This is a genomic window from Bacillus sp. EU52 (genome assembly GCF_037964975.1).
GTDB classification, from domain to species: domain Bacteria; phylum Bacillota; class Bacilli; order Bacillales; family Bacillaceae; genus Bacillus; species Bacillus subtilis.
On the sequence record NZ_CP150177.1, the window covers coordinates 91681 to 110616 of the forward strand.

Annotated in this window: 9 protein-coding genes, 9 tRNA genes and 5 rRNA genes; all 23 read left to right on the top strand. The window is 47.2% G+C overall.

Annotated elements, in window-relative coordinates; genetic code table 11:
* Positions 1 to 107: 107 nt before the first annotated feature.
* Positions 108 to 3035, top strand: a 23S ribosomal RNA gene (locus NSU05_RS00490).
* Positions 3036 to 3168: 133 nt separating this feature from the next.
* Positions 3169 to 3284: ribosomal RNA gene (gene rrf / locus NSU05_RS00495) — 5S ribosomal RNA — on the top strand.
* Between the two features lie 22 nt (positions 3285 to 3306).
* A tRNA-Val gene (locus tag NSU05_RS00500) sits at positions 3307 to 3382 on the top strand.
* A 4-nt stretch (positions 3383 to 3386) separates the two neighbouring features.
* Positions 3387 to 3462, top strand: a tRNA-Thr gene (locus NSU05_RS00505).
* Between the two features lie 36 nt (positions 3463 to 3498).
* A tRNA-Lys gene (locus NSU05_RS00510) sits at positions 3499 to 3574 on the top strand.
* Between the two features lie 6 nt (positions 3575 to 3580).
* Positions 3581 to 3663: transfer RNA gene (locus NSU05_RS00515), tRNA-Leu, on the top strand.
* 40 nt (positions 3664 to 3703) lie between these two features.
* Positions 3704 to 3778: transfer RNA gene (locus tag NSU05_RS00520), tRNA-Gly, on the top strand.
* A gap of 14 nt (positions 3779 to 3792) precedes the next feature.
* Positions 3793 to 3878, top strand: a tRNA-Leu gene (locus NSU05_RS00525).
* 9 nt (positions 3879 to 3887) lie between these two features.
* Positions 3888 to 3964, top strand: a tRNA-Arg gene (locus tag NSU05_RS00530).
* Between the two features lie 27 nt (positions 3965 to 3991).
* Positions 3992 to 4068: transfer RNA gene (locus NSU05_RS00535), tRNA-Pro, on the top strand.
* Between the two features lie 7 nt (positions 4069 to 4075).
* Positions 4076 to 4151: transfer RNA gene (locus NSU05_RS00540), tRNA-Ala, on the top strand.
* Between the two features lie 170 nt (positions 4152 to 4321).
* Positions 4322 to 5871, top strand: a 16S ribosomal RNA gene (locus NSU05_RS00545).
* Positions 5872 to 6041: 170 nt separating this feature from the next.
* Positions 6042 to 8969: ribosomal RNA gene (locus NSU05_RS00550) — 23S ribosomal RNA — on the top strand.
* 55 nt (positions 8970 to 9024) lie between these two features.
* A 5S ribosomal RNA gene (gene rrf, locus NSU05_RS00555) occupies positions 9025 to 9140 on the top strand.
* Together the 16S, 23S and 5S rRNA genes with 9 tRNA genes alongside form the textbook arrangement of a ribosomal RNA operon.
* Before the next feature lie 240 nt (positions 9141 to 9380).
* Positions 9381 to 9845: a transcriptional regulator CtsR gene (ctsR, locus tag NSU05_RS00560; protein ID WP_003225724.1), complete on the top strand. Its 465-nt coding sequence runs from the start codon at positions 9381 to 9383 to the stop codon at positions 9843 to 9845.
* A gap of 13 nt (positions 9846 to 9858) precedes the next feature.
* Positions 9859 to 10416, top strand: a complete 558-nt coding sequence (gene mcsA, locus NSU05_RS00565) for a protein-arginine kinase activator protein McsA (protein ID WP_015252993.1) — start codon at positions 9859 to 9861, stop codon at positions 10414 to 10416.
* On the top strand, positions 10416 to 11507 hold the full coding sequence (locus tag NSU05_RS00570; RefSeq protein WP_038428272.1) for a protein arginine kinase: 1092 nt from the start codon (positions 10416 to 10418) through the stop codon (positions 11505 to 11507). The genes mcsA and NSU05_RS00570 overlap by 1 nt, the downstream gene beginning before the upstream one ends.
* The gene (clpC, locus tag NSU05_RS00575) at positions 11504 to 13936 is read left to right on the top strand and encodes an ATP-dependent protease ATP-binding subunit ClpC (protein WP_003235011.1); all 2433 of its coding nucleotides are present in this window, start codon (positions 11504 to 11506) and stop codon (positions 13934 to 13936) included. The genes NSU05_RS00570 and clpC overlap by 4 nt, the downstream gene beginning before the upstream one ends.
* A gap of 91 nt (positions 13937 to 14027) precedes the next feature.
* Positions 14028 to 15404, top strand: a complete 1377-nt coding sequence (gene radA, locus NSU05_RS00580) for a DNA repair protein RadA (protein ID WP_038428273.1) — start codon at positions 14028 to 14030, stop codon at positions 15402 to 15404.
* A gap of 3 nt (positions 15405 to 15407) precedes the next feature.
* Positions 15408 to 16490 carry a DNA integrity scanning diadenylate cyclase DisA gene (gene disA, locus NSU05_RS00585; RefSeq protein WP_003225736.1) on the top strand — a complete coding sequence of 361 codons (1083 nt, stop codon included), beginning with the start codon at positions 15408 to 15410 and terminating at the stop codon, positions 16488 to 16490.
* A gap of 115 nt (positions 16491 to 16605) precedes the next feature.
* Entirely contained in the window at positions 16606 to 17706 is a 1101-nt protein-coding gene (locus NSU05_RS00590) for a PIN/TRAM domain-containing protein (RefSeq protein WP_003235014.1), read from the top strand.
* Between the two features lie 14 nt (positions 17707 to 17720).
* Positions 17721 to 18419 carry a 2-C-methyl-D-erythritol 4-phosphate cytidylyltransferase gene (gene ispD / locus NSU05_RS00595; protein WP_017695824.1) on the top strand — a complete coding sequence of 233 codons (699 nt, stop codon included), beginning with the start codon at positions 17721 to 17723 and terminating at the stop codon, positions 18417 to 18419.
* Complete coding sequence (gene ispF, locus NSU05_RS00600; RefSeq protein ID WP_014475594.1) at positions 18412 to 18888, top strand: 2-C-methyl-D-erythritol 2,4-cyclodiphosphate synthase; 477 nt, start codon at positions 18412 to 18414, stop codon at positions 18886 to 18888. Before ispD ends, ispF begins: the two co-directional genes overlap by 8 nt.
* Positions 18889 to 18936: the final 48 nt, after the last annotated feature.

Here is an 18936-nt window from a genome sequence, read left to right on the forward strand (position 1 = left end):
TAGTTTTGAAGGATCATTCCTTCGAAACGTGTTCTTTGAAAACTAGATAACAGTAGACATCACATTCAATTAGTAACACAAGATATCACATAGTGATTCTTTTTAACGGTTAAGTTAGAAAGGGCGCACGGTGGATGCCTTGGCACTAGGAGCCGATGAAGGACGGGACGAACACCGATATGCTTCGGGGAGCTGTAAGCAAGCTTTGATCCGGAGATTTCCGAATGGGGAAACCCACCACTCGTAATGGAGTGGTATCCATATCTGAATTCATAGGATATGAGAAGGCAGACCCGGGGAACTGAAACATCTAAGTACCCGGAGGAAGAGAAAGCAAATGCGATTCCCTGAGTAGCGGCGAGCGAAACGGGATTAGCCCAAACCAAGAGGCTTGCCTCTTGGGGTTGTAGGACACTCTGTACGGAGTTACAAAAGAACGAGGTAGATGAAGAGGTCTGGAAAGGCCCGCCATAGGAGGTAACAGCCCTGTAGTCAAAACTTCGTTCTCTCCTGAGTGGATCCTGAGTACGGCGGAACACGTGAAATTCCGTCGGAATCCGGGAGGACCATCTCCCAAGGCTAAATACTCCCTAGTGACCGATAGTGAACCAGTACCGTGAGGGAAAGGTGAAAAGCACCCCGGAAGGGGAGTGAAAGAGATCCTGAAACCGTGTGCCTACAAGTAGTCAGAGCCCGTTAACGGGTGATGGCGTGCCTTTTGTAGAATGAACCGGCGAGTTACGATCCCGTGCAAGGTTAAGCAGAAGATGCGGAGCCGCAGCGAAAGCGAGTCTGAATAGGGCGCATGAGTACGTGGTCGTAGACCCGAAACCAGGTGATCTACCCATGTCCAGGGTGAAGTTCAGGTAACACTGAATGGAGGCCCGAACCCACGCACGTTGAAAAGTGCGGGGATGAGGTGTGGGTAGGGGTGAAATGCCAATCGAACCTGGAGATAGCTGGTTCTCTCCGAAATAGCTTTAGGGCTAGCCTCAAGGTAAGAGTCTTGGAGGTAGAGCACTGATTGGACTAGGGGCCCCTACCGGGTTACCGAATTCAGTCAAACTCCGAATGCCAATGACTTATCCTTGGGAGTCAGACTGCGAGTGATAAGATCCGTAGTCGAAAGGGAAACAGCCCAGACCGCCAGCTAAGGTCCCAAAGTATACGTTAAGTGGAAAAGGATGTGGAGTTGCTTAGACAACCAGGATGTTGGCTTAGAAGCAGCCACCATTTAAAGAGTGCGTAATAGCTCACTGGTCGAGTGACTCTGCGCCGAAAATGTACCGGGGCTAAACGTATCACCGAAGCTGCGGACTGTTCTTCGAACAGTGGTAGGAGAGCGTTCTAAGGGCTGTGAAGCCAGACCGGAAGGACTGGTGGAGCGCTTAGAAGTGAGAATGCCGGTATGAGTAGCGAAAGAGGGGTGAGAATCCCCTCCACCGAATGCCTAAGGTTTCCTGAGGAAGGCTCGTCCGCTCAGGGTTAGTCGGGACCTAAGCCGAGGCCGAAAGGCGTAGGCGATGGACAACAGGTTGATATTCCTGTACCACCTCCTCACCATTTGAGCAATGGGGGGACGCAGGAGGATAGGGTAAGCGCGGTATTGGATATCCGCGTCCAAGCAGTTAGGCTGGGAAATAGGCAAATCCGTTTCCCATAAGGCTGAGCTGTGATGGCGAGCGAAATATAGTAGCGAAGTTCCTGATTCCACACTGCCAAGAAAAGCCTCTAGCGAGGTGAGAGGTGCCCGTACCGCAAACCGACACAGGTAGGCGAGGAGAGAATCCTAAGGTGATCGAGAGAACTCTCGTTAAGGAACTCGGCAAAATGACCCCGTAACTTCGGGAGAAGGGGTGCTCTGTTAGGGTGCAAGCCCGAGAGAGCCGCAGTGAATAGGCCCAGGCGACTGTTTAGCAAAAACACAGGTCTCTGCGAAGCCGTAAGGCGAAGTATAGGGGCTGACGCCTGCCCGGTGCTGGAAGGTTAAGAGGAGCGCTTAGCGTAAGCGAAGGTGCGAATTGAAGCCCCAGTAAACGGCGGCCGTAACTATAACGGTCCTAAGGTAGCGAAATTCCTTGTCGGGTAAGTTCCGACCCGCACGAAAGGCGCAACGATCTGGGCACTGTCTCAACGAGAGACTCGGTGAAATTATAGTACCTGTGAAGATGCAGGTTACCCGCGACAGGACGGAAAGACCCCGTGGAGCTTTACTGCAGCCTGATATTGAATGTTGGTACAGCTTGTACAGGATAGGTAGGAGCCTTGGAAACCGGAGCGCCAGCTTCGGTGGAGGCATCGGTGGGATACTACCCTGGCTGTATTGACCTTCTAACCCGCCGCCCTTATCGGGCGGGGAGACAGTGTCAGGTGGGCAGTTTGACTGGGGCGGTCGCCTCCTAAAAGGTAACGGAGGCGCCCAAAGGTTCCCTCAGAATGGTTGGAAATCATTCGCAGAGTGTAAAGGCACAAGGGAGCTTGACTGCGAGACCTACAAGTCGAGCAGGGACGAAAGTCGGGCTTAGTGATCCGGTGGTTCCGCATGGAAGGGCCATCGCTCAACGGATAAAAGCTACCCCGGGGATAACAGGCTTATCTCCCCCAAGAGTCCACATCGACGGGGAGGTTTGGCACCTCGATGTCGGCTCATCGCATCCTGGGGCTGTAGTCGGTCCCAAGGGTTGGGCTGTTCGCCCATTAAAGCGGTACGCGAGCTGGGTTCAGAACGTCGTGAGACAGTTCGGTCCCTATCCGTCGCGGGCGCAGGAAATTTGAGAGGAGCTGTCCTTAGTACGAGAGGACCGGGATGGACGCACCGCTGGTGTACCAGTTGTTCTGCCAAGGGCATCGCTGGGTAGCTATGTGCGGACGGGATAAGTGCTGAAAGCATCTAAGCATGAAGCCCCCCTCAAGATGAGATTTCCCATTCCGCAAGGAAGTAAGATCCCTGAAAGATGATCAGGTTGATAGGTCTGAGGTGGAAGTGTGGCGACACATGGAGCTGACAGATACTAATCGATCGAGGACTTAACCATATTTTTGAATGATGTCACACCTGTTATCTAGTTTTGAGAGAACACCTCTCTAAAGGCGGAAGGTAAGGAAACTCCGCTAAGGGCTCTCACATCCTGTGAGAAACGCCTAGTACCTTCATCCTGAAGGCATTTGTTTGGTGGCGATAGCGAAGAGGTCACACCCGTTCCCATACCGAACACGGAAGTTAAGCTCTTCAGCGCCGATGGTAGTCGGGGGTTTCCCCCTGTGAGAGTAGGACGCCGCCAAGCAATTGCACGTTAGTGCAATTATGGAGGATTAGCTCAGCTGGGAGAGCATCTGCCTTACAAGCAGAGGGTCGGCGGTTCGAGCCCGTCATCCTCCACCATTATGCCGGTGTAGCTCAATTGGTAGAGCAACTGACTTGTAATCAGTAGGTTGGGGGTTCAAGTCCTCTTGCCGGCACCACTTTTATATGATATAATACTCAAGTCTCTTGTAGAAGAGCCATTAGCTCAGTTGGTAGAGCATCTGACTTTTAATCAGAGGGTCGAAGGTTCGAGTCCTTCATGGCTCACCATTTTACGCGGGTGTGGCGGAATTGGCAGACGCGCTAGACTTAGGATCTAGTGTCTTTATGACGTGGGGGTTCAAGTCCCTTCACCCGCATTATATAGGATAACAGTTAGAAAAACTGGACATCCTGTCTGCGGAAGTAGTTCAGTGGTAGAACACCACCTTGCCAAGGTGGGGGTCGCGGGTTCGAATCCCGTCTTCCGCTCCAACTATACCATCCACGCCGGGGTGGTGGAATTGGCAGACACACAGGACTTAAAATCCTGCGGTAGGTGACTACCGTGCCGGTTCAAGTCCGGCCCTCGGCATTATGTTTTGCGCCCGTAGCTCAATTGGATAGAGCGTTTGACTACGGATCAAAAGGTTAGGGGTTCGACTCCTCTCGGGCGCGCCATATTTTTTAATAGAATAGATGGGAAATCGGGAAGTAGCTCAGCTTGGTAGAGCACATGGTTTGGGACCATGGGGTCGCAGGTTCGAATCCTGTCTTCCCGACCATTTTTATGGGGCCTTAGCTCAGCTGGGAGAGCGCCTGCTTTGCACGCAGGAGGTCAGCGGTTCGATCCCGCTAGGCTCCACCAAAAGTTTTAAAAAAGTTGTTGACTTTGAAGAAGTGACGTTGTATACTAATAAAGTTGCTTTAACAAAGCGGACAAACAAAATGATCTTTGAAAACTAAACAAGACAAAACGTACCTGTTAATTCAGTTTTTAAAAATCGCACAGCGATGTGCGTAGTCAGTCAAACTACTTTATCGGAGAGTTTGATCCTGGCTCAGGACGAACGCTGGCGGCGTGCCTAATACATGCAAGTCGAGCGGACAGATGGGAGCTTGCTCCCTGATGTTAGCGGCGGACGGGTGAGTAACACGTGGGTAACCTGCCTGTAAGACTGGGATAACTCCGGGAAACCGGGGCTAATACCGGATGGTTGTTTGAACCGCATGGTTCAAACATAAAAGGTGGCTTCGGCTACCACTTACAGATGGACCCGCGGCGCATTAGCTAGTTGGTGAGGTAATGGCTCACCAAGGCAACGATGCGTAGCCGACCTGAGAGGGTGATCGGCCACACTGGGACTGAGACACGGCCCAGACTCCTACGGGAGGCAGCAGTAGGGAATCTTCCGCAATGGACGAAAGTCTGACGGAGCAACGCCGCGTGAGTGATGAAGGTTTTCGGATCGTAAAGCTCTGTTGTTAGGGAAGAACAAGTACCGTTCGAATAGGGCGGTACCTTGACGGTACCTAACCAGAAAGCCACGGCTAACTACGTGCCAGCAGCCGCGGTAATACGTAGGTGGCAAGCGTTGTCCGGAATTATTGGGCGTAAAGGGCTCGCAGGCGGTTTCTTAAGTCTGATGTGAAAGCCCCCGGCTCAACCGGGGAGGGTCATTGGAAACTGGGGAACTTGAGTGCAGAAGAGGAGAGTGGAATTCCACGTGTAGCGGTGAAATGCGTAGAGATGTGGAGGAACACCAGTGGCGAAGGCGACTCTCTGGTCTGTAACTGACGCTGAGGAGCGAAAGCGTGGGGAGCGAACAGGATTAGATACCCTGGTAGTCCACGCCGTAAACGATGAGTGCTAAGTGTTAGGGGGTTTCCGCCCCTTAGTGCTGCAGCTAACGCATTAAGCACTCCGCCTGGGGAGTACGGTCGCAAGACTGAAACTCAAAGGAATTGACGGGGGCCCGCACAAGCGGTGGAGCATGTGGTTTAATTCGAAGCAACGCGAAGAACCTTACCAGGTCTTGACATCCTCTGACAATCCTAGAGATAGGACGTCCCCTTCGGGGGCAGAGTGACAGGTGGTGCATGGTTGTCGTCAGCTCGTGTCGTGAGATGTTGGGTTAAGTCCCGCAACGAGCGCAACCCTTGATCTTAGTTGCCAGCATTCAGTTGGGCACTCTAAGGTGACTGCCGGTGACAAACCGGAGGAAGGTGGGGATGACGTCAAATCATCATGCCCCTTATGACCTGGGCTACACACGTGCTACAATGGACAGAACAAAGGGCAGCGAAACCGCGAGGTTAAGCCAATCCCACAAATCTGTTCTCAGTTCGGATCGCAGTCTGCAACTCGACTGCGTGAAGCTGGAATCGCTAGTAATCGCGGATCAGCATGCCGCGGTGAATACGTTCCCGGGCCTTGTACACACCGCCCGTCACACCACGAGAGTTTGTAACACCCGAAGTCGGTGAGGTAACCTTTTAGGAGCCAGCCGCCGAAGGTGGGACAGATGATTGGGGTGAAGTCGTAACAAGGTAGCCGTATCGGAAGGTGCGGCTGGATCACCTCCTTTCTAAGGATATTATACGGAATATAAGACCTTGGGTCTTATAAACAGAACGTTCCCTGTCTTGTTTAGTTTTGAAGGATCATTCCTTCGAAACGTGTTCTTTGAAAACTAGATAACAGTAGACATCACATTCAATTAGTAACACAAGATATCACATAGTGATTCTTTTTAACGGTTAAGTTAGAAAGGGCGCACGGTGGATGCCTTGGCACTAGGAGCCGATGAAGGACGGGACGAACACCGATATGCTTCGGGGAGCTGTAAGCAAGCTTTGATCCGGAGATTTCCGAATGGGGAAACCCACCACTCGTAATGGAGTGGTATCCATATCTGAATTCATAGGATATGAGAAGGCAGACCCGGGGAACTGAAACATCTAAGTACCCGGAGGAAGAGAAAGCAAATGCGATTCCCTGAGTAGCGGCGAGCGAAACGGGATTAGCCCAAACCAAGAGGCTTGCCTCTTGGGGTTGTAGGACACTCTGTACGGAGTTACAAAAGAACGAGGTAGATGAAGAGGTCTGGAAAGGCCCGCCATAGGAGGTAACAGCCCTGTAGTCAAAACTTCGTTCTCTCCTGAGTGGATCCTGAGTACGGCGGAACACGTGAAATTCCGTCGGAATCCGGGAGGACCATCTCCCAAGGCTAAATACTCCCTAGTGACCGATAGTGAACCAGTACCGTGAGGGAAAGGTGAAAAGCACCCCGGAAGGGGAGTGAAAGAGATCCTGAAACCGTGTGCCTACAAGTAGTCAGAGCCCGTTAACGGGTGATGGCGTGCCTTTTGTAGAATGAACCGGCGAGTTACGATCCCGTGCAAGGTTAAGCAGAAGATGCGGAGCCGCAGCGAAAGCGAGTCTGAATAGGGCGCATGAGTACGTGGTCGTAGACCCGAAACCAGGTGATCTACCCATGTCCAGGGTGAAGTTCAGGTAACACTGAATGGAGGCCCGAACCCACGCACGTTGAAAAGTGCGGGGATGAGGTGTGGGTAGGGGTGAAATGCCAATCGAACCTGGAGATAGCTGGTTCTCTCCGAAATAGCTTTAGGGCTAGCCTCAAGGTAAGAGTCTTGGAGGTAGAGCACTGATTGGACTAGGGGCCCCTACCGGGTTACCGAATTCAGTCAAACTCCGAATGCCAATGACTTATCCTTGGGAGTCAGACTGCGAGTGATAAGATCCGTAGTCGAAAGGGAAACAGCCCAGACCGCCAGCTAAGGTCCCAAAGTATACGTTAAGTGGAAAAGGATGTGGAGTTGCTTAGACAACCAGGATGTTGGCTTAGAAGCAGCCACCATTTAAAGAGTGCGTAATAGCTCACTGGTCGAGTGACTCTGCGCCGAAAATGTACCGGGGCTAAACGTATCACCGAAGCTGCGGACTGTTCTTCGAACAGTGGTAGGAGAGCGTTCTAAGGGCTGTGAAGCCAGACCGGAAGGACTGGTGGAGCGCTTAGAAGTGAGAATGCCGGTATGAGTAGCGAAAGAGGGGTGAGAATCCCCTCCACCGAATGCCTAAGGTTTCCTGAGGAAGGCTCGTCCGCTCAGGGTTAGTCGGGACCTAAGCCGAGGCCGAAAGGCGTAGGCGATGGACAACAGGTTGATATTCCTGTACCACCTCCTCACCATTTGAGCAATGGGGGGACGCAGGAGGATAGGGTAAGCGCGGTATTGGATATCCGCGTCCAAGCAGTTAGGCTGGGAAATAGGCAAATCCGTTTCCCATAAGGCTGAGCTGTGATGGCGAGCGAAATATAGTAGCGAAGTTCCTGATTCCACACTGCCAAGAAAAGCCTCTAGCGAGGTGAGAGGTGCCCGTACCGCAAACCGACACAGGTAGGCGAGGAGAGAATCCTAAGGTGATCGAGAGAACTCTCGTTAAGGAACTCGGCAAAATGACCCCGTAACTTCGGGAGAAGGGGTGCTCTGTTAGGGTGCAAGCCCGAGAGAGCCGCAGTGAATAGGCCCAGGCGACTGTTTAGCAAAAACACAGGTCTCTGCGAAGCCGTAAGGCGAAGTATAGGGGCTGACGCCTGCCCGGTGCTGGAAGGTTAAGAGGAGCGCTTAGCGTAAGCGAAGGTGCGAATTGAAGCCCCAGTAAACGGCGGCCGTAACTATAACGGTCCTAAGGTAGCGAAATTCCTTGTCGGGTAAGTTCCGACCCGCACGAAAGGCGCAACGATCTGGGCACTGTCTCAACGAGAGACTCGGTGAAATTATAGTACCTGTGAAGATGCAGGTTACCCGCGACAGGACGGAAAGACCCCGTGGAGCTTTACTGCAGCCTGATATTGAATGTTGGTACAGCTTGTACAGGATAGGTAGGAGCCTTGGAAACCGGAGCGCCAGCTTCGGTGGAGGCATCGGTGGGATACTACCCTGGCTGTATTGACCTTCTAACCCGCCGCCCTTATCGGGCGGGGAGACAGTGTCAGGTGGGCAGTTTGACTGGGGCGGTCGCCTCCTAAAAGGTAACGGAGGCGCCCAAAGGTTCCCTCAGAATGGTTGGAAATCATTCGCAGAGTGTAAAGGCACAAGGGAGCTTGACTGCGAGACCTACAAGTCGAGCAGGGACGAAAGTCGGGCTTAGTGATCCGGTGGTTCCGCATGGAAGGGCCATCGCTCAACGGATAAAAGCTACCCCGGGGATAACAGGCTTATCTCCCCCAAGAGTCCACATCGACGGGGAGGTTTGGCACCTCGATGTCGGCTCATCGCATCCTGGGGCTGTAGTCGGTCCCAAGGGTTGGGCTGTTCGCCCATTAAAGCGGTACGCGAGCTGGGTTCAGAACGTCGTGAGACAGTTCGGTCCCTATCCGTCGCGGGCGCAGGAAATTTGAGAGGAGCTGTCCTTAGTACGAGAGGACCGGGATGGACGCACCGCTGGTGTACCAGTTGTTCTGCCAAGGGCATCGCTGGGTAGCTATGTGCGGACGGGATAAGTGCTGAAAGCATCTAAGCATGAAGCCCCCCTCAAGATGAGATTTCCCATTCCGCAAGGAAGTAAGATCCCTGAAAGATGATCAGGTTGATAGGTCTGAGGTGGAAGTGTGGCGACACATGGAGCTGACAGATACTAATCGATCGAGGACTTAACCATATTTTTGAATGATGTCACACCTGTTATCTAGTTTTGAGAGAACACTCTCAATTTGTTTGGTGGCGATAGCGAAGAGGTCACACCCGTTCCCATACCGAACACGGAAGTTAAGCTCTTCAGCGCCGATGGTAGTCGGGGGTTTCCCCCTGTGAGAGTAGGACGCCGCCAAGCAAGCTTAAACCCAGCTCATTGAGCTGGGTTTTTTGTATTTTGATTTATTGGTATCATAAAATTCCACTTAACTGTATAATATAATAACTTTATACCGAATTTTAAATCAGCAATCAGGTTTTGTGGACCGCGAAAATGGAAATAATAAAGGATAGAGCGAGAAAGTTGAAATTCCTCGAGAAACGGCTTATAGTAAGATTAAAGTCAAATATAGTCAAAGTCAGTAAAGGAGGGGGTTGAGTGGGACATAATATTTCTGACATCATTGAACAATATTTAAAACGAGTGTTAGATCAAAACGGCAAGGAAATTTTAGAGATTAAACGAAGTGAAATTGCAGATAAATTTCAATGCGTTCCTTCCCAAATAAATTATGTCATCAACACCAGATTTACAAGCGAAAGAGGATATATTGTTGAGAGCAAACGCGGGGGCGGCGGTTATATCAGAATCATTAAAATTAAAATGAACAATGAAGTTGTCCTGATCAATAATATTATTTCTCAAATTAATACCCATTTGTCTCAAGCAGCCTCTGATGACATTATTTTAAGGCTATTAGAAGACAAGGTAATTTCAGAAAGAGAAGCAAAAATGATGGTCAGCGTAATGGACCGCTCAGTTTTACACATTGACTTACCTGAACGTGATGAATTAAGAGCGAGAATGATGAAGGCAATGCTGACTTCTTTAAAATTAAAATAAGCGGGTGAAAAGATTGATTTGTCAAGAGTGCCACGAGAGACCAGCCACTTTTCACTTTACAAAGGTTGTTAACGGAGAAAAAATAGAAGTTCATATTTGTGAACAATGTGCCAAAGAAAATAGTGATTCATATGGTATAAGTGCAAATCAGGGTTTCTCTATTCATAATTTACTTTCGGGTCTACTGAATATGGATTCTTCATTTCAAAATGCAGGAACTCAAATGTTCAGTCACTCGGAGCAAATATCTGCTTGTCCGAAATGCGGAATGACTTTTCAGCAATTCAGAAAAATTGGTCGTTTTGGATGTTCTGAATGTTACAAAACATTTCATAGCAACATTACACCAATCCTACGTAAAGTGCACAGCGGAAACACTGTGCATGCAGGTAAGATACCGAAACGAATAGGCGGCAATCTTCATGTCAGACGGCAGATTGATATGCTAAAAAAGGAATTGGAATCCTTAATCCATCAAGAAGAATTTGAAAATGCAGCTCATGTAAGAGATCAAATTCGTTCATTAGAACAATCACTCAAAAGTACAGATAGTGAGGAGGAACAGGAGTAATGTCGCTAAAGCATTTTATTCAGGACGCACTAAGCAGTTGGATGAAGCAGAAAGGACCTGAAAGTGACATTGTACTCAGCAGCCGCATACGTTTAGCAAGGAACTTTGAGCATATTCGGTTCCCTACGCGGTATTCCAATGAAGAAGCCTCATCCATCATACAGCAATTTGAAGATCAGTTTTCAGAGCAAGAAATTTCCGGAATCGGCAAATTTGTTTTGATTAGAATGAATGATGCACAGCCTTTAGAGAAGCGTGTACTTGTTGAAAAACATCTAATCAGTCCGAATCTGACAGAGTCTCCTTTTGGCGGCTGTTTGCTTTCTGAAAATGAGGAAGTAAGCGTCATGCTAAATGAAGAGGACCATATTAGAATTCAATGTCTTTTCCCTGGATTTCAGCTTTTAGAAGCAATGAAAGCCGCAAACCAGGTCGACGACTGGATTGAAGAAAAAGTTGATTATGCATTCAATGAGCAAAGAGGATACTTAACCAGCTGTCCTACAAACGTAGGTACAGGTTTAAGGGCTTCGGTCATGATGCATCTGCCGGCGCTGGTTTTAACTAGGCAAATAAATCGAATTATACCGGCAATTAATCAATTAGGCTTAGTTGTTAGAGGAATTTATGGGGAAGGCAGCGAAGCAGTAGGGAATATCTTTCAAATTTCAAATCAGATCACGCTTGGTAAGTCAGAGCAGGATATTGTAGAGGATCTTAACAGTGTTGCTGCTCAGTTGATTGAACAAGAACGATCTGCCCGAGAAGCGATTTATCAAACTTCTAAAATCGAACTTGAGGATCGGGTATATCGTTCATATGGGGTCTTGTCTAATTGCCGGATGATAGAATCGAAAGAAACTGCAAAGTGCCTTTCAGATGTTCGGTTAGGCATAGACTTAGGCATAATAAAAGGACTTTCAAGCAACATACTTAACGAACTTATGATTTTGACGCAGCCAGGGTTTTTACAGCAATACTCGGGAGGCGCTTTGCGTCCGAACGAAAGGGACATTCGAAGAGCGGCTCTCATCAGAGAACGGCTTCACTTAGAAATGAATGGGAAAAGACAGGAGGATGAATCGATATGATGTTTGGAAGATTTACAGAACGAGCTCAAAAAGTACTGGCGCTAGCACAGGAAGAAGCACTTCGGTTAGGTCATAATAACATTGGCACTGAGCATATTTTATTAGGACTGGTAAGAGAAGGAGAGGGCATTGCTGCTAAAGCTCTTCAAGCGCTTGGACTCGGTTCAGAAAAAATTCAGAAAGAAGTAGAAAGTTTGATCGGGCGCGGGCAGGAAATGTCTCAAACGATTCATTATACTCCTAGAGCTAAAAAAGTCATTGAGCTTTCAATGGATGAGGCAAGAAAACTCGGTCATTCTTATGTGGGAACAGAACATATTCTTCTTGGTCTGATTCGTGAAGGAGAAGGTGTTGCTGCGAGAGTTCTGAATAATCTCGGTGTCAGCTTAAATAAAGCAAGACAGCAGGTGCTCCAGCTTCTAGGAAGTAATGAAACAGGATCATCAGCGGCAGGAACAAACAGCAATGCGAATACGCCTACGCTTGACAGCTTGGCAAGAGACTTAACTGCTATTGCGAAGGAAGACAGCCTTGACCCTGTAATCGGCAGAAGCAAGGAGATCCAGCGTGTCATTGAAGTGTTAAGCCGCAGAACGAAAAACAACCCTGTTCTCATTGGGGAACCAGGTGTAGGTAAAACGGCTATCGCAGAAGGTTTGGCACAGCAAATTATCAATAATGAAGTACCCGAAATTTTGCGTGATAAACGTGTGATGACATTAGACATGGGAACAGTTGTTGCCGGCACAAAATACCGCGGAGAATTTGAGGATCGCCTGAAGAAGGTCATGGATGAAATTCGCCAGGCAGGAAATATCATTCTATTCATCGATGAGCTCCATACATTAATCGGGGCAGGCGGAGCAGAAGGTGCTATTGATGCATCTAATATTTTAAAACCTTCACTTGCTCGCGGCGAACTCCAATGTATTGGTGCAACGACTCTTGATGAGTACCGTAAATATATTGAAAAAGATGCAGCACTGGAACGCCGTTTTCAGCCGATTCAGGTTGATCAGCCATCTGTAGATGAAAGTATTCAAATTTTACAAGGTCTGCGTGACAGATACGAAGCCCACCACCGCGTTTCTATCACTGATGATGCCATTGAAGCTGCGGTTAAGCTTTCTGACAGATATATTTCTGACCGCTTCCTTCCGGATAAAGCAATTGACTTGATCGATGAAGCAGGTTCAAAGGTGAGACTGCGCTCATTTACAACGCCTCCTAACTTAAAAGAGCTTGAGCAGAAGCTTGATGAGGTTCGTAAAGAGAAGGATGCGGCAGTGCAAAGCCAAGAGTTTGAAAAAGCTGCTTCCTTGCGTGATACTGAACAACGCCTGCGCGAGCAAGTAGAGGATACGAAGAAATCATGGAAAGAGAAGCAAGGGCAGGAAAACTCAGAGGTTACTGTGGATGATATTGCGATGGTTGTATCCAGCTGGACTGGTGTGCCTGTATCTAAAATCGCCCAAACTGAAACTGATAAGCTTCTCAATATGGAAAACATTCTTCACTCCCGTGTCATCGGCCAGGATGAAGCAGTTGTAGCTGTTGCAAAAGCCGTCAGACGTGCAAGAGCAGGATTGAAAGATCCTAAACGCCCAATCGGCTCATTCATTTTCTTAGGCCCTACAGGTGTAGGTAAAACAGAACTTGCACGAGCACTTGCTGAATCCATTTTTGGCGATGAAGAATCCATGATCAGAATTGATATGTCTGAATACATGGAAAAACACTCAACTTCAAGACTTGTTGGTTCACCTCCGGGTTATGTGGGATATGATGAAGGCGGTCAATTGACAGAGAAAGTCAGAAGAAAACCTTACTCTGTCGTGCTTCTTGATGAGATCGAGAAAGCGCACCCTGATGTCTTCAATATCCTTCTGCAAGTTCTTGAAGACGGACGATTGACTGATTCTAAAGGACGCACAGTCGATTTCCGCAATACCATTCTGATCATGACATCAAACGTCGGAGCAAGTGAGCTGAAACGCAATAAATATGTCGGCTTTAACGTTCAGGATGAAACTCAAAATCATAAAGACATGAAAGATAAAGTGATGGGTGAATTAAAACGAGCGTTCAGACCTGAGTTCATCAACCGTATTGATGAAATCATTGTCTTCCATTCACTTGAGAAAAAACATCTCACTGAGATTGTGTCATTAATGTCTGATCAATTAACGAAACGCTTGAAAGAACAAGATCTTTCTATCGAATTGACAGATGCTGCAAAAGCGAAAGTCGCGGAAGAGGGCGTTGACCTGGAATACGGTGCCCGTCCGTTAAGAAGAGCGATCCAAAAACATGTCGAGGATCGTTTATCTGAAGAACTCCTCAGAGGAAATATTCATAAAGGACAGCATATTGTTCTTGATGTAGAAGATGGCGAATTTGTCGTAAAAACGACTGCTAAAACGAATTAATATAGAAGACGGAAATGAGGCATACAGCATGTAAGTGTATGCCTCACTTTCATATCAAGAAATAGAACAAGGGAGAGGTCTTACACTATATATGGCTAAAACAAAATCGAAATTCATCTGCCAATCCTGCGGCTACGAGTCTCCAAAATGGATGGGGAAATGTCCAGGCTGCGGTGCTTGGAATACAATGGTGGAAGAAATGATTAAAAAAGCACCGGCCAATCGGAGAGCGGCTTTTTCTCATTCTGTTCAAACTGTACAGAAACCTTCACCTATTACATCAATCGAAACATCAGAAGAACCCCGCGTTAAAACCCAGCTTGGCGAGTTTAACAGAGTACTCGGCGGAGGTGTCGTTAAAGGCTCCCTCGTTTTAATTGGCGGTGATCCTGGTATCGGAAAGTCAACGCTATTACTGCAGGTTTCCGCTCAATTATCAGGCTCATCAAACAGTGTCCTGTATATTTCGGGAGAAGAATCTGTAAAGCAAACGAAGCTGCGAGCAGACCGTCTCGGCATTAATAGTCCGTCACTGCATGTTTTATCTGAAACCGATATGGAGTATATTTCGTCTGCTATACAAGAGATGAATCCAGCGTTTGTCGTTGTTGACTCTATTCAAACGGTTTACCAAAGCGATATTACATCGGCTCCAGGCAGTGTGTCACAGGTCAGAGAATGTACCGCTGAGCTGATGAAAATTGCAAAAACAAAAGGTATTCCGATTTTTATCGTAGGGCACGTGACGAAAGAAGGGTCTATTGCAGGTCCGAGACTGTTGGAGCATATGGTTGACACTGTTTTATATTTTGAAGGAGAACGCCACCATACTTTCCGTATTTTGCGGGCTGTAAAAAACCGTTTCGGATCTACAAACGAAATGGGCATTTTCGAAATGCGGGAAGAGGGGCTCACTGAGGTTTTGAATCCTTCGGAAATTTTCTTAGAAGAACGCTCTGCTGGTTCCGCAGGCTCGAGTATCACTGCCTCTATGGAGGGCACTAGACCGATTCTCGTTGAAATTCAGGCGCTCATCTCGCCAACAAGCTTTGGCAACCCAAGGCGTATGGCAACGGGAATAGACCATAACAGGGTTTCTCTGTTAATGGCTGTGTTAGAAAAAAGAGTTGGACTGCTGCTGCAAAATCAGGATGCTTATTTGAAAGTGGCTGGCGGCGTTAAGCTTGATGAACCGGCAATTGATCTTGCGATTGTGATTAGTATTGCATCAAGCTTTAGAGACACACCTCCAAATCCTGCAGATTGTTTTATTGGAGAAGTGGGATTAACCGGAGAAGTCCGGCGGGTTTCAAGAATTGAACAGCGTGTGAAAGAAGCGGCAAAGCTTGGTTTTAAACGCATGATCATACCCGCGGCAAATCTGGATGGATGGACAAAACCAAAAGGGATTGAGGTTATCGGAGTAGCAAATGTTGCAGAAGCGCTTCGTACTTCATTAGGAGGATAATAGATGGAAAAAGAGAAAAAAGGGGCGAAACACGAGTTAGACCTGTCATCTATATTGCAGTTTGTTGCTCCGGGTACACCGCTCAGAGCGGGGATGGAAAACGTCTTGAGAGCAAATACAGGCGGTCTGATTGTTGTTGGATATAATGATAAAGTAAAAGAAGTGGTGGACGGCGGCTTTCACATAAACACGGCTTTTTCTCCGGCGCATTTATATGAGCTGGCTAAAATGGATGGAGCGATCATTTTAAGTGATTCGGGTCAAAAGATCCTCTACGCGAATACTCAGCTGATGCCGGATGCCACAATTTCTTCATCAGAAACAGGAATGCGGCACAGAACTGCCGAAAGAGTAGCTAAGCAAACTGGCTGTCTTGTAATCGCTATTTCTGAAAGAAGAAATGTCATAACGTTATATCAGGAAAACATGAAGTATACACTAAAAGACATAGGATTTATTTTAACCAAGGCGAACCAAGCCATTCAAACACTTGAAAAATATAAGACAATCCTCGATAAAACGATTAATGCACTGAACGCGTTAGAGTTTGAGGAACTTGTTACCTTCAGTGATGTCTTGTCTGTCATGCATCGTTATGAAATGGTACTGAGAATCAAAAACGAAATTAATATGTATATCAAAGAGCTGGGGACAGAAGGGCATCTGATCAAACTGCAAGTCATTGAATTGATTACGGATATGGAAGAAGAGGCCGCTTTATTTATTAAGGACTATGTAAAAGAAAAGATTAAAGATCCGTTTGTTCTCTTGAAGGAGCTGCAGGATATGTCCAGTTATGATCTGCTGGATGATTCCATTGTGTATAAGCTTCTCGGTTACCCTGCTTCTACTAATCTTGATGATTATGTATTGCCGAGAGGATACAGGCTGTTAAATAAGATACCGCGTCTTCCGATGCCGATTGTTGAAAATGTTGTAGAAGCATTTGGAGTCCTACCAAGGATTATTGAGGCGAGTGCAGAAGAATTAGATGAAGTAGAGGGAATCGGTGAAGTACGAGCCCAAAAAATCAAAAAAGGATTAAAACGCCTGCAAGAGAAGCATTATTTAGACAGACAACTGTGATTTCGGTTAAAACCTTATGAATACGGGTATATTAATGTTGGTTTTTGTTTATTCTGATATTCGTAGGATGCATAAGACTTTGTGAAATTAAAATGTTAAAAAAGGAGGTGGGGGTATGTTAAAACGAATAGTTCAGGCGTTCTTCATTATTTTTGGCGGCGTTGTTGGTATATTTTTGATACCTGAATTGTTTGTACTGTTAAATATACAGGACATACCTTTAATAACAAACGCATATACGTCTGCGGCAATAGGAGCAATTATCTTTTTTCTCATCAGTATATGGGGTACAGAATACGTTGTGAACTGGGTGAAGTGGATAGAGGATTCATTGTTAAAAGCGCCGGTTCCAGATTTGTTATTTGGAAGTCTTGGCTTAGTTTTTGGACTTATAATTGCTTATCTTATCGTAAATGTTATTCCTTTAGACAATATACCTTACCGCATATTCAGCACAATAATTCCTGTATTTTTGGCTTTCTTCCTCGGTTATCTCGGCTTCCAGGTGGGCTTTAAGAAAAAGGATGAATTGATCAGCCTGTTTTCCATTTCCGCCAGAATGCAAAAGAAAAAAGGAACAGCTGATGAAGAACATGAGGTTCAAGACAAGAAGCTGAAAATTTTGGACACTAGTGTTATTATTGATGGGAGAATAGCAGATATTTGTCAGACTGGTTTTTTAGAGGGAGTTATCGTGATTCCGCAGTTTGTCCTTGAGGAATTGCAGCATATTGCAGACTCTTCAGATGTTTTAAAACGAAACAGAGGACGCCGCGGTCTTGATATCCTGAACCGCATTCAGAAAGAATTAGACATTGAAGTTGAAATTTACGAAGGCGACTTTGAAGATATTCAGGAGGTTGACAGCAAGCTCGTCAAACTTGCTAAGCTGACATCCGGGGTCGTCGTGACGAATGATTTTAATTTAAATAAAGTGTGCGAGCTTCAGAAGGTAGCAGTATTAAACATTAATGACCTTGCCAATGCGGTCAAGCCTGTTGTGCTTCCTGGCGAGGAAATGAATGTTCAGGTCATTAAGGACGGGAAAGAGCATAATCAGGGAGTTGCCTACTTGGATGACGGTACGATGATTGTCGTTGAAGAAGGACGGAATTATATCGGCAAGCATATTGATGTACTCGTCACAAGTGTGCTGCAGACAGCAGCGGGACGAATGATTTTTGCGAAGCCTAAGCTGTTGGAGAAGGCGCTGTAAAGGGAGAAAAAACAATGAGTTATGATGTGGTGATTCCTGCAGCCGGACAGGGAAAGCGGATGAAGGCAGGGAGAAATAAACTGTTCATTGAGCTGAAGGGAGACCCGGTGATCATACACACGTTAAGAGTGTTTGACAGTCACCGGCAGTGCGATAAAATCATTTTGGTGATTAACGAGCAGGAGCGGGAGCACTTTCAACACTTGCTGTCCGATTACCCGTTTCAAACTTCAATTGAGCTTGTTGCAGGCGGAGATGAGCGTCAGCACAGTGTGTATAAGGGGCTGAAAGCCGTAAAGCAGGAAAAGATTGTCCTTGTACATGACGGTGCCCGCCCATTTATAAAACATGAACAAATTGACGAACTGATCGCAGAGGCGGAACAGACAGGAGCGGCCATCCTTGCTGTTCCGGTAAAAGATACGATTAAACGCGTTCAAGATTTACAAGTCAGTGAGACGATTGAACGTTCAAGCTTGTGGGCTGTCCAAACGCCACAAGCTTTTCGTCTTTCTTTATTGATGAAGGCTCACGCTGAGGCCGAGCGCAAGGGATTTTTAGGGACGGATGACGCCAGCCTCGTTGAACAGATGGAGGGCGGTTCGGTCCGTGTTGTAGAAGGCAGCTATACAAATATTAAGCTGACGACGCCAGACGATTTGACGTCAGCTGAAGCTATCATGGAATCAGAAAGTGGGAATAAACATGTTTAGAATTGGACAAGGATTTGATGTGCATCAATTAGTGGAGGGGCGTCCTCTCATTATTGGCGGAATTGAAATCCCGTACGAAAAAGGGCTGCTTGGCCATTCTGATGCAGACGTTTTGCTGCATACCGTCGCTGACGCCTGCCTGGGAGCTGTGGGTGAAGGAGACATCGGCAAGCATTTTCCTGACACAGATCCCGAGTTCAAGGACGCAGATTCTTTCAAATTACTTCAGCATGTCTGGGGAATCGTGAAACAGAAGGGGTATGTCCTTGGGAACATTGATTGCACCATCATAGCGCAAAAGCCGAAGATGCTGCCGTACATAGAAGATATGAGAAAAAGAATTGCTGAAGGCCTTGAGGCAGAAGTTTCTCAAGTAAATGTAAAAGCAACAACGACAGAAAAGCTTGGATTTACAGGCCGGGCGGAAGGAATAGCGGCTCAGGCGACAGTACTGATACAAAAAGGCTAACTTGTTTTGATGCCGGGTCTATTTGGTGGTAGAATAGATTCATACATT